Origin of the sequence: Actinomadura sp. HBU206391 (genome assembly GCF_014323665.1) — a bacterium.
In the GTDB taxonomy this organism is placed as follows: Bacteria; Actinomycetota; Actinomycetes; order Streptosporangiales; family Streptosporangiaceae; genus Actinomadura_C.
The window spans coordinates 16,195-27,434 of the sequence record NZ_JABVEB010000078.1; the positions used below are offsets into that span (position 1 = coordinate 16,195).

At 69.8% G+C, this 11,240-nt stretch carries 13 protein-coding genes and 1 tRNA gene; 11 read left to right on the plus strand and 3 right to left on the minus strand.

The annotated features are described in order from the left end of the window. Positions 1-5: 5 nt before the first annotated feature. Both HKK72_RS21705 and HKK72_RS21710 read right to left on the minus strand, forming a co-directional pair. On the minus strand, positions 6-1,901 hold the full coding sequence (locus HKK72_RS21705) for a BTAD domain-containing putative transcriptional regulator (RefSeq protein WP_187236241.1): 1,896 nt from the start codon (positions 1,899-1,901) through the stop codon (positions 6-8). A 375-nt stretch (positions 1,902-2,276) separates the two neighbouring features. Next, positions 2,277-3,233 (minus strand): ornithine cyclodeaminase family protein, encoded by a 957-nt coding sequence (locus HKK72_RS21710; RefSeq protein WP_187236242.1) that lies wholly within the window; start codon positions 3,231-3,233, stop codon positions 2,277-2,279. 345 nt (positions 3,234-3,578) lie between these two features. Here HKK72_RS21710 and HKK72_RS21715 point away from each other — a divergent pair. The 8 genes from HKK72_RS21715 to HKK72_RS21750 all read left to right on the plus strand — a co-directional run bounded on the left by HKK72_RS21715 (position 3,579) and on the right by HKK72_RS21750 (position 8,909). Next, positions 3,579-3,651: transfer RNA gene (locus HKK72_RS21715), tRNA-Ala, on the plus strand. A gap of 518 nt (positions 3,652-4,169) precedes the next feature. Then, positions 4,170-4,427: a hypothetical protein gene (locus HKK72_RS21720; protein WP_187236243.1), complete on the plus strand. Its 258-nt coding sequence runs from the start codon at positions 4,170-4,172 to the stop codon at positions 4,425-4,427. 73 nt (positions 4,428-4,500) lie between these two features. Then, positions 4,501-4,917, plus strand: coding sequence for a hypothetical protein (locus tag HKK72_RS21725; RefSeq protein WP_187236244.1), 417 nt, complete (start codon positions 4,501-4,503; stop codon positions 4,915-4,917). A 269-nt stretch (positions 4,918-5,186) separates the two neighbouring features. Beyond that, a complete protein-coding gene (locus HKK72_RS21730) occupies positions 5,187-5,675 on the plus strand; it encodes a sigma-70 family RNA polymerase sigma factor (RefSeq protein ID WP_315987379.1) in 489 nt (162 codons plus the stop codon). Continuing rightward, complete coding sequence (locus HKK72_RS21735; RefSeq protein ID WP_187236246.1) at positions 5,672-6,394, plus strand: anti-sigma factor family protein; 723 nt, start codon at positions 5,672-5,674, stop codon at positions 6,392-6,394. Before HKK72_RS21730 ends, HKK72_RS21735 begins: the two co-directional genes overlap by 4 nt. A 230-nt stretch (positions 6,395-6,624) precedes the next feature. After that, positions 6,625-6,870, plus strand: coding sequence for a sigma factor-like helix-turn-helix DNA-binding protein (locus HKK72_RS21740; RefSeq protein ID WP_315987376.1), 246 nt, complete (start codon positions 6,625-6,627; stop codon positions 6,868-6,870). Then, complete coding sequence (locus HKK72_RS21745) at positions 6,867-7,571, plus strand: zf-HC2 domain-containing protein (protein ID WP_187236247.1); 705 nt, start codon at positions 6,867-6,869, stop codon at positions 7,569-7,571. Before HKK72_RS21740 ends, HKK72_RS21745 begins: the two co-directional genes overlap by 4 nt. Before the next feature lie 321 nt (positions 7,572-7,892). Beyond that, positions 7,893-8,909 carry a hypothetical protein gene (locus HKK72_RS21750; RefSeq protein WP_187236248.1) on the plus strand — a complete coding sequence of 339 codons (1,017 nt, stop codon included), beginning with the start codon at positions 7,893-7,895 and terminating at the stop codon, positions 8,907-8,909. An 80-nt stretch (positions 8,910-8,989) separates the two neighbouring features. Here HKK72_RS21750 and HKK72_RS21755 read toward each other — a convergent pair whose 3' ends face one another. Continuing rightward, entirely contained in the window at positions 8,990-9,457 is a 468-nt protein-coding gene (locus HKK72_RS21755) for a cupin domain-containing protein (protein ID WP_187236249.1), read from the minus strand. Between the two features lie 64 nt (positions 9,458-9,521). On the opposite strand from HKK72_RS21755, the gene HKK72_RS21760 reads away from it, so the two are divergent. The 3 genes from HKK72_RS21760 to HKK72_RS21770 all read left to right on the plus strand — a co-directional run bounded on the left by HKK72_RS21760 (position 9,522) and on the right by HKK72_RS21770 (position 10,838). Next, the gene (locus HKK72_RS21760; protein WP_222720974.1) at positions 9,522-9,956 is read left to right on the plus strand and encodes a MarR family winged helix-turn-helix transcriptional regulator; all 435 of its coding nucleotides are present in this window, start codon (positions 9,522-9,524) and stop codon (positions 9,954-9,956) included. After that, a complete protein-coding gene (locus HKK72_RS21765) occupies positions 9,953-10,369 on the plus strand; it encodes a hypothetical protein (protein ID WP_222720975.1) in 417 nt (138 codons plus the stop codon). Before HKK72_RS21760 ends, HKK72_RS21765 begins: the two co-directional genes overlap by 4 nt. Before the next feature lie 82 nt (positions 10,370-10,451). Beyond that, positions 10,452-10,838, plus strand: a complete 387-nt coding sequence (locus HKK72_RS21770) for an Mth938-like domain-containing protein (RefSeq protein ID WP_187236250.1) — start codon at positions 10,452-10,454, stop codon at positions 10,836-10,838. Positions 10,839-11,240: the final 402 nt, after the last annotated feature.

An 11,240-nucleotide genomic window follows, 5' to 3' on the forward strand; every position in this document is an offset into this window, starting at 1 on the left:
TGCGGTCAGAGGTGCTCCGGGGGACGCACGCCACCCGGGTGCCATGTCCGCGGAGCGTGGGGCACGACAGCGGATTCCGGTCGGATGGCGACCAGCGTCTCGCGCAGGGCTTGGGCGGTCGGGGGTGCGATCAGTCCCCAGACGATGAGGTCCTGGATCGAGCCGAAGCCGCCCTGCGCCTGCCGATGGGCCACGATCTGCCGTGCCTGGTGGGCGGTCATGCCCGGCAGGGCGGCGAGGACCGGCGCGGACGCGGTGTTGATGTCGACCAGCCCGCCGTCGTCGAAGAAGCGCGGCAGGTCCGGGCGGCCGATGTTCAACTCGAGGGCGATCGCCGGAAAATAGCGGACCAGGGACAACGCCTGCTCCCGGCGGACGCGTCGCTCCAGTGCCTTGATCGCCTCGGGGTCGAGGCGCCGTGGCAGGGTGGCCCGGCGCGGCCAGGTGACGAGCAGCCCGCCGTGCAGGGCGCCGCCGACGAGGGCCAGCAGCATCGCCATGACGCCGAGGTTCTCCATCGCCGAGCCCTCGGGCTCGGAGCCGTCCAGCCCGGTGAACGCGAGGACGATGAGCGCCACGTAGCCGGCCGTCACCAGAGCCAGAATCCAGCTCCGGCGGCGTGCCGCGAAGTAGGCCATGACCATCCAGGTCAACATCCCGAACGAGAGCACCGGTATCGACGCGGCGACCACTCTGCGCAACCACACCTGCCGGTGGATGGGCACCGGCCAGGCGGGGGCGTGCATGGGCACCGGTTGCACCCAGACCGGCCGAGGCATCCAGGGCTGCATGCCGCCGGGCGGTGCGGGCGGTGCCGGCGCGCCATACGACCTCGGCGGGTCATACGAGCGGGGCGGTTGGGGCGGGCCGAACGGTTCCTGCGCCGGGCGGGGAGGTTCATCCGGGCGGCCGGCCGGTTCGGGCGTGATCGGTGTCCAGGGGCCCACGTCCACCGGGGGTGGGGCCGGGGCGGCATGCGGGGCCGGCTGGGCCGCTACGGCGGCTGGGGCGTCGGTGGCCTCCGGAGCCTCGGGGGACTTCGGCGTGACCGGTTCGGCCGTGGGGGCCTTGACCAGTGAAGGCGGCTGTTCGTCGGGGCCGGCCGTCGCTCCGAGCGCCGGGTCGGAGCGAAGGATTCCGACGTGCAGTTGCCGCAGCCGCTCTCCCGGCTCGACGCCGAACTCCTCGTTCAGGAAGCGGCGCGCCTCGCGGTATGCCCCGAGTGCCTCGGCCTGGCGCCCACTGCGGTAGAGGGCGAGGATGAGTAGATAGCGCGACTGTTCACGCATGGGGAACTCGGCGACGAGCCGGACGAGCTCAGGTACGAGCCGATGGTGGTGGCCCAGCTCGAGCTCGATCTCCGCGCACGCCTCCAGGGCGCTCGCGCGGTCTTCCTCCAGCCGCTCGCGCGCCGCGTCGAACGCCGGCCCGTGGAGGCCGGCGAGAGGCTCGCCTCGCCACAGGTCCAACGCCGTGCGCAGGTGCTCGGTGGCCTCGGCCGGCCGGTCGTGGGCACGTGCCTCACGGGCCTGCAGCAGGTTGCGCTGGAACACGTCGGCATCGAGGCGATCCGGCTTCACGTGGAGGGCGTATCCGGCGTCGTCGAGGGTCAGCGCCTGCCACGGAGTACGTGGTTCGCGGTTCGGCTCGAAGATCCGCCGGAGCCCGGCGACGTACTTCTGGACGACATTGGCGCCGTTCTCCGGTGGGTCGTCCCGCCAAACCGCGTCCAGGATCGCCGCCGTCGGTGTGGGCCTGTTGGCGTTGAGCAGGAGGACGGCGAGGACCGCACGTTGCTTGCCCGGGCCGAGATCGAGCTCGTGTTCCCCGCGCCATCCTCGCAACCGCCCCAGAATCTCGAAGCGCAGGGACGCGTCCACCCCAGATCCCGCCTCACTCACGGCAATCCCTTCCCGCATCTCCCGCCGCCCGCAGATTCGGGCCCACGCCGGGGCCTGCGGCACAGCGTTCCGCGCCGACCAGGTGCGGCGTGTCCTGCGGCGAAACCACGGTCAGGTCGGATGCCGCCGCAGTGACAGCGCAGTGTGCACGGTCGAAACGCAGCCCCCCGGCAGCATAACGACAGCCATTCGGCCATGGTGGCACTCATAGGTGCTGCTCAGGAATAGTCATGTATTTCCACAAAAGGATGCCTAACAGCTGCACATCCGTATGCGACACCGCCGGCGACGCCACTTCGCCGCGACGCCCAGGACGTCTCCGAGTCGAGGCAGCGGTCCGTCCACGCCGTGTCCCGGTGCGTGCGCGTGCCGCCGTCAGGACAGGAAGTCGAGCCGGGTGCCGCCGTCGTCGGTGAGAGCGGCCTCGTAACAGATCCAGGCGAGCGCGAGATCCTGCCAGGGCAGGCCGACCGGCGCGTAGACGGTGAGCTCGCCCGCGCCGGAGCGGCCGGGATGCTCGCCGCGCAGGACCTGGGCCAGCGTCGCCGCCACCGCCTCCTCGTCCAGGCCGGCGTTGCCGACGGCGCCCATTCGCAGGCTCAGTGGCACGTCGTCGACGACGAGGGTGGCGCGGCGCAGCAGCTCCGCCGAGAGTTCCCGTTTGCCGGGCTCGTCGGCACCGAGGCTGGTGACATGCCCGCCGGGAGGGACGTCGGGCGCGTCGAGGAGAGGCTCCCTGGCCCACGTGGCGACGACCACCGTCGCGGCGGCCGCGGCCACCTGCCGGGGCGTGGCCACGACCTGCGCGGGTGCGCGCGTCAGGGCTTCGGCCTGTGCGGCGAAGTCCCGGGCCCGGTCGGCGGCGAGGTCGCAGACGACGACGGAGTCATGCCGGCGCAGGGCGGCCAGCCCCCGCACCACCATCCAGGCCTGGGCGCCGGCGCCGATGACGCCCAGCGTGTCGGCGCCCCGGGGGGCGAGCACATCCGTCGCGAGCGCAGCGGACAGGCCGGTGCGCCAGGCGGTCACCTCGGCGGAGTCCATGACCGCCAGCAGAGCGCCGTCCTCGATCGAGTGCAGGCAGAGGAGGCCGCGCAGGGCCGGCACGGCACCGGGGAACTTCGCGTTCACCTTCACCGTGTAGGCGGGGATCCCGTCGATCAGGCCGGGGAGCAGCGCGGTCGCGGAGCTGCCGACCAGTGGCAGGTCGGTACGGACCCGCAGTGCGTCGACCGGCGGGCGCTCGGCGGTGAACCCGGCGCGCAGTGCGCCGAGCGCCGCGTCGATTTCGAGTAGCCGCCGTACATCTGACCGGGTGAGCAGTACCGTCATCGGATCCTCACCCGGAAAGTGTCCCACCGGCGTGATCAGACGGCCGCGCCGCCCACCGGCAGGGGTCAGCGTTCTCGCATCGTCACGGCGACCCGGTTGATCTCCTGCTCGCCCAGGGAGCAGTTGCACTGGCCGCAACCAGGCTGGAAGTCCATGTCTCCACCCTCCTCCAGCTACCTGACCAGAGGCTATGTCCGCCCGTACCGGTGAGCACCTCACCCGGGGGCGACAGATGCCTCCCTACGCCGCCGTGATCTCGAGGTCGCCGGCTCGGTGGGCCGTCGTTCTGAGCGACCGGGCGGGTGGGCTAAGCTTCCCTGTGCGTCGGATCGCAGGTCCGCGCATGGGGCTATGGCGCAGTTGGTAGCGCGCCTCCATGGCATGGAGGAGGTCTGGGGTTCGAATCCCCATAGCTCCACCTCGGAAGGCTCATCAGAACCCGAGGCCGAACCAATGGCCCGATTAGAGCCTCGACATCAGTGGTCGCAGTAGCGCCGTCTCCGACTCGGGCGACGGCGCTACTGGCGTTCTGAGGCTGTGTGCTGTGGGCAGAGGGATGTGGCCGGTCTGGGTCCTATGCCCCGGGTCTGTGGGCCCTGGAGCTGCGGGAAGTCGCGTGGATAGCGTGCCCGCGTGGCTTTTGAGGACATTGTGGTCAGGTGGGCGGAATGTACTCGACCGCGATCGTCGTCCGGGGACCTCCGCGAGTGGGCCGCCGGTGCGGTCCGGTCCGGCGATGTCACCTGTGGGGATGATCGAGGAGACCGGTCGGCCTCGGAGGACGACGAGGGTATTTGCTGGGGTTGGCTCGGCTGGTTCTGCGGGGCCGTTGACGGTGTTCGTCTCGGCTCGTGGCGTAAGCTGCCCAAGCTCGGGGAGGCGGCCAAGGCGCAGAAGGCGCAGAAGGCGCATAATGCCGGGAAGCCCGATCGACCGGTGACGCGGATCACGGCTCCGCCCGTCAGTACGGTGGAGGACGCCCTGCGGGAGCGGGCACAGCGGATCCCGTGGGAGCAGCGGCCGGATCTCGTTGAGAAGCTGGACCACGACGGCGCCGGCGCCGTCTATCGGTTGACGCTGGGTGATGGCTTGTACGGTGCGTACAAAGCCGACAAGGACGTCCCGCCGACCTGGCGGAAGCCGGTCCCTTTTCCCGTGGGCGGGCCGTCCGCACGTGAGGTCGCTTTCTTTTAAAATGGACCAGAAGTTCGGTTTCGATCTTGTGCCTCCCACGATAGTCATCGATGGGCCACACGGTCGTGGAACGTTGCAGGCGTGGATCAACGGCTCGAGCCCGGGCGATCTCGGGCGCTATAAAGTGGAGGACCGGGAGCGGATGGCGGTCCTGGACTACATCGGGGGCCATACCGATCGGCACCAGAACGGTAATTTCCTTACGCGCCCGGACGGCCGACCGGGGGCGATCGATAATGGCCATTCCTTCCTGGACAACACGGTGCGCCCCATCCGATCCGACTTCGTGCTGGAACGAATGAATCTTCGGCTCAGTGGCGAGGTGCTGGCCCAGGTGAAAGCGGTCGACCCGGACGACCTGGCGCGAACACTCCGTGCGGCCGGCCTGGGTGACAAGGCCATCGAATGGACGCTCATGCGACTCCGTGAGGTCCAGGTCCACGGAAGGATCACCGGTGAGGCATGGCCTGGCGAGTACGCCACCGGATAGCTGCCCGACCGTAGTGAGTGGCCGGCGCTGACCTGCGCCGGCAGATTTTCTTCCGGATCATTCCGATCCGTTGAACCTTCCTCGGCCGGGGCCGCGTACTGCTTCCCGACAGCCCGTCACCACCGAGGCCACGCCTTTCGACGATCCACCCGGTGACACCGCAACCGACCAGCCGGAGAGGCTCGGCCATGGAGAGCACCGTGACGCGAGGTCCGCGTACGTGGGGACGGCGGATGCGTCGCGTCGAGCACGCGGACGACGAGCTCATCGTGGCGGAGCTCTACCGCGAGTACCAGCGTCCGCTGCTCTCGTTCGCGTTGCGGCTGGTCGGCGGCGATCGTCAATGGGCCGAGGACGTGGTGCAGGAGACGATGATCCGAGCGTGGCATTCGGTGGAGCGGCTGGACGGCGCGGAGGGCTCGCTGATGCCGTGGCTGGCGACCGTCGCCCGGCGTATCGTCATCGACGACAGACGGCGGAAGGCGGCACGGCCGCAAGAGGCGGGCGATGCTCCGCTGGAGAACATGCACATCGCCGACGGCATGGAGGACCTCCTGCGGACCGTTGTGGTGACCGAGGCGCTCAAGGCGTTGACGCCCGCGCATCGCGAGGTCCTGAACGAGACCATTGTTCGGGATCGCAGTGTGAACGAGGCCGCGGAGGTGCTGGGCATCCCGGTGGGCACGGTCAAGTCCCGCACCTATTACGCACTCCGTGCGCTCAAGGTCGCGCTGGAGGAGAGGGGGGCACTGACATGACCACGGAAGCGCAGCACACCGACGTCGCCGCCTATGCCTTCGGTCTGCTCGAGGACGCCGACCGGCGGGCGTTCGAGGCCCATCTCGCGCGGTGTGCGCGGTGTACCGGGGAACTCCCCGAGTTCTCCGGCATGACCGCGGTGCTTGCCGGCGTGGAGCTCGTCCGGGCGGACCCGGCGGAGCACGAGGCGGAATCCGGCGGGGAGCTCATCGACATGATGCGCCGCCGCAGGGCGGCCGAACGCCGCCGCCGGCGGGCGACGGGCTTCTTCGCCGCCGCCGCGGGGGTGGCGCTTCTGGCCGGTGGTGTCACGATCGGCGTCGCGGGATTCGACGGCAAGCCGGCCGGCCCGCCGCCGAGTGGTCATCACAGCGTCGCATCGGGGCTGGTGGGCTGGGGTGAGACCCGGTCGGCCACCGATTCCAGGAGCGGCGTGACCGGCACTGTGGCGATGGAGAACAAGCGCTGGGGAACCCATGTCGCCCTGGACCTGGGTGGTGTCAAGGGCCCGCTGACGTGCGAGCTGGTGGCCGTCGCCAAGTCCGGCCGGCGGAACGTGGTCGCGGGGTGGTCGGTTCCGGTCAAGGGTTACGGTGTCCCCGGCTCGCCCGAGCACCTGCTCATCCACGGTGGCACCGCGGTCGGCCGTACGGATCTGGCGCGCTTCGACGTTCAGCTCGAAGGCGGAGGGCGCACGCTGCTGAGCATTCCGGTCTGACCGCTCGCAGGGAATGTCGCGGATGCGCAGCCGTACGGGCTACCCGGCGGTTGCGAATCCGCACATAATGCTCTCCTGATAACCGAAGTGGCCTAGCCTGTAGCGCCGATGACCGGATCGGGGCCGACCTCTGGAAGTACCCGGCCGGCTGCTCGCGTTCGTCGCTCAGACGCGTCGTCATCGACGAACCGCGCCGCAGATCCGCTCGTCCGCGCGAGTGAGGAGACGACGTGCCGAGGGAACCGCGGATCGCGGGCGGATCGGAGGATGTCCTGCGCAAGGCCGTAGTAGCAGAGGCGCTCAGCTCGTTGTCGCGCCCGCACCGTGAGGTACTGACCGAGACGATCCTGCGCGACCGGACGGTCAACGAGGCTGCGGACGTACTCGGCATTCCCCTGGTGACGGTGAAATCGAGGGTCTATTACGCGCTCCGGGCACTGCGCGTCGTGCTCGATGAGCGAGGAATGACGACATGAGCGTCGCGCACACCGATGTGGGCGCCTATGCTCTGGGGCTGCTAGAGGAGGACGACCGCCGGGCGTTCGAGGACCACCTCGGCGAGTGCGCATCCTGCGCTGCCGAGGTCGAGGACTTCGCCGGAATGCGGGATCTGTTCACCGGAGTCGAGCCGTTCGAGCCGGCGCCGGGATTCGCGGAGCCGAAGGACGCGCCGCGTGACGTCATCGATCTGCTCCACCGCAGGCGGCGGGCCGCACTCCGCCGACGACGCTGGACCTCGGTCATCGGGCTCGTCGCCGGTATCGCCCTGGTGGCAGGCGGCGCAGCGATAGGAGCGGCGATCGCCGGCGACGCCGAGGCGCCCGACCATGGCAGCCCGGCCGCCGAGCTGCTGGCCCGGGGGGAGCGGCACTCCGCCACCGACCCGGCCACCCGGGCGAAAGGGGTCGTGGCGCTCGAGAGCAGGCCATGGGGCACCCAGGTCGCTCTCGACCTCGGCAATGTCCGCGGTCCGCTGACGTGCCGCCTCGTGGCCGTCACCCGGGCCGAAGGGCGGCAGCCCGTCACGGAGTGGGCGGTGCCGGCCAAGGGGTACGGCGTCCCGGGCTCCCGCGACCATCTCCAGATCCATGGCGGGTCCTCGGCACGACGCTCCGACATCGTCGGCTTCGAGGTGCTGATCGAGGGCGGCGGGAGACTGCTGACGATCCCGGTCTGACTCTGCTGATCCCGGCCTGACACGGGCGGCCGACTGCGCGGGGTGCGGGCTTGATCCGAAGTTCTGCCGAGCCGACGGAGGCGAGGGCGCCGGGGGTCAGCGGGAGGCGTTGAGAGAGACCTTGCACCCCCTCGCCGCCGCAGAGGGACTCGTAGTCGATCATTCCGTTCCCCGAACGACGGCTGCCGGCGCCGAGGCCTGGTCGGCGTGTACGTGGCGCCACGGAGCGTGGTCGCCGAAATCGACGGCCGTTCGGTTGAACCTGCCGGGGCCCGTGTGCGGTACCACCCCTAGGAATGCCGCTCACGGAGGGACGGGCCGATGCTCACCGAGTTCGACGCTCGCCGCGCATGCCACTGGATGCTGCTGCGACTTGCCGGGCGGCTGCCCGATCAGGCGATGACCACGTCGAGGCGCCTGCTGGCCGAGGGCCGCTACGTGGAGATGGCGAGAGACGTGAGGCTCGCCGTCGCCCGCCAGGGCGTGCCGTTGACGCGTGACGACGCGCGGTGCCTCGGCGCGCTGGTGGACGACGGTTCCGGCCTGCCGGCCGTCGTGCTCGCCGAGCCATGGCACGGCGACCCGATGCCCCGCCATGAGTTCCGTTCGGCCGACCCGAGCAGGCGCGTCCGCGTCACGGACCTCATCGACGAGCAGGCGACCACGGCGGCCTCTGTGGAGCCTGCGGTGCGCGGACTCTGGCGAGCCTGGCGGACTCCGCCGGGCCATCACGGGCCGGCGAAGCGGATCTTTGTCGTCGAGGTCGACGCCGGCTCGGACGCGATCGGTCTCGCGGCCCGGCTGCAGACCCGGATCACCCTGGCGGGCGAGGCGCACCCGCAGGTCGAGGTCTACCAGGTGGGCGAGTGGCTGCCGGCCTACCAGCGGACCGCCCGTGCCGAAGGCGACCTGCTCTGGGCGTCCGCCCCCGACCCGGGCATCCGCATCGCCCCGGTGGTGGACGGGTTCGTCGGCGTCCATTCGGCCGCCTTCGACCACGCCGGGCGGATCGAGGACGAGCGCGAACGCGAACGGCTGCTGCGCTATCTGGACGCCGGCACGCCCATTCTGATCACGACGGCGCGCATCTATGACGTCATCGATCGCGACCTCGGCCGCGTCGTACCGATGAACTTCCGCACCGACGGAACGTGGATCTGGAACGACATCACCTGCTACTACCTGCGCACCTACGGATTCCGCCCCGACCCCGCGCTGCTCGATCACATCCGCTCGAACGGCTACGAGACGCCTCAGGTCGACGGGATCGCGGAGTTCCGGGCGATCTCCGTCCTGTACTGGCCAGCGGACGACGGCGCGTCGATGGAGAACCGGTGATCTCGGTGAGCCGAGAACGCGACCGTCGCCCGCTCGCCGAGTTCGCCGATGCGGCGCCCCGTCCGTGATGCGGAGAGCGGTCAGGAATCCGGCCGGTCCACCTCGGCCAGCAGGCTGGGAAGGTTGACCACAATGGCCTCCTGGGTGCTCCGCGCGATCACCACGAGGGCCTCCTCGTCCGGTGACGGATTCTCCTCGCGGTGCGGAACGTAGGGCGGGACGAAGACATAGTCCCCGGGTTCGGTCTCGATGCGCACTTCACGGTGGCCTTCGGCGAACACGAACACCGGGTGGCCGGACACGACATAGATCGCCGTCTCGGCCTCGCCGTGGTGATGGTCGCCGGAGTTGGTGGCGGGGCCGACGTGCGCGCGGCCCATCCAGAGCTTGCGGGCGCCGACGGTCGTGCCCGAGATCGCCTCGAACCGCCGCATGCCGGAGCTCTGCGCGGTGTCCGAGCTGAGGTCCCCGGCGCGAATGTGCTCCAGCCGCCGATGCCAGCCCGCGGTGCCGGCCGATCCCGAGTGATCCTTCGCTTCGTCGGTCATCGTCCGATTCTCGCACCGCGGTGCCTGATGACAGTGATGGTACGACTCCATATAATCCGGTCTCGTGATATCCGAATCCGTTTCTTCGTCGCAGCCCCCCATTCTGCTGCTGCAGCGGGCCACCCACGCGACGTTGCACGCGCTCTCGGCCGCCGTGGCCGACCTCGGCATGACGCCGTCCGAGATCAACGCCCTTGCCAACCTCGCGGACGGGCCGCCGCGGAGCCTCGCAGAGCTCAGCGCCGCCACCGGGACGCGCGCCACCACGCTGACAGGTGTGCTGGATCGGCTGGAGCGGCGTGGCCACTTGATTCGCCGATCCCACCCCACCGACCGGCGCGCCGTACTGCTCGAAGTCACCCCGACCGGCGCGGACGCGGCGGCGGAGGTGCGCAAGGCCATCGCCGAACTGGAGGGGCGGTTGCTCGGCGATCTGCCCGCCGAGGCGATCGCCGGGTTCCGCGCGGTGGCTTCGGCGCTCACGGAGGTGGCGGTATGACCGACGACTTCGATCTGCTGATGGAGAGGGCCAGGGGAGAGGAGGGCCGCTTCGGCCACCGAGAGCATGTCCACCTGGCCTGGCTCGCGGTGCGCGAGTACGGGACTCCCGGTGCGATCGAGCGGATCGGCGCCGGGATCCGGCGAGTGGCGGAGTACGCCGGAAGGCCGCAGAGGTACAACGTCACGGTGACGCGCGCGTGGATCGAACTCGTCGGCCATCACGTCGTGGCCGAGCCGGAGATCGATGACTTCCATGCCTTCACCGATCGTCATCCGGCGCTGCTCGACAAACGCCTGCTATCGAGGTTCTATCGATCGATCACGCTGGCGAGCGCCCCCGCCCGGCGCGGCTGGGTGGAGCCCGATCGGGCACCGTTCCCATGGATCGCCGAACCGCGGCCGGACGCCTAGCCTGGTATCCGCTCCAGACCACGATGCGCGCCTGCCGGGCACCGCCGCGATGGCGCGTCCGGGCAGCCGACAGAGGGCTTCGATGGAGGATACGACCGAACAGCCGGCCCGCTCGCCGTTGATCACACATGTGTCCTGGGGTCGCATGGAGGTCGACGGCGTCGGATCGGGCAAGGACTTCAAGCTCTATCCGGGTGGCGGACGCCCCTGGGACTGGTCCGAGACGGGTACCCGGCACAGCCCGGGAATCCAACCGGCCGACGTCCAGGAATTGCTGGACCATGGGTGCACGGTGGTCGTGCTCAGCCGGGGCATGGAGTTGCGTCTCGAGACCGCTCCGGAGGCACTGCGCCTGCTGGAGAAGGCGGGGATCGAGGTCCACATGGAAGAGACCACCGCCGCCGTGGAGTTCTACAACCGGCTGGCCGAATCCCGACCCGTGGGCGGACTCTTCCACTCGACGTGTTGATCTGTGGGCTGACCAGGCCGTTTGGCGACGGCTCGGCAGGGGTAGGGAAATTGGGTTGACGGCATGCGCCCGAGCGTCTAATGTTCACCTTGCCCCGAGGGGATGCGGAACGCTGGATGGCGGTCGGCCCTAGGGACTCCTCCGCTATCGATTGATCGTCGGCCGGGATGGTTCCGGTACGACGCCGGTCGTGTGCGGTCGATCTACACGGATGCGGAACACCTTGCGGTGGTCGGCTCGTGGACCTCTTCTGAGTGATCATTCCAGTGGTCTTCCGCTGGCGTGTCACTCGGCGGATGAAGATCGAGTTTCTGTCACATCCCGGTTCGCCCCGGGGTCTTGACAGGGGCTGGGGATCTGGTAAGTTAGCAGGGTTGCCCCGGAGGGGGTCCGGTTGGTTCT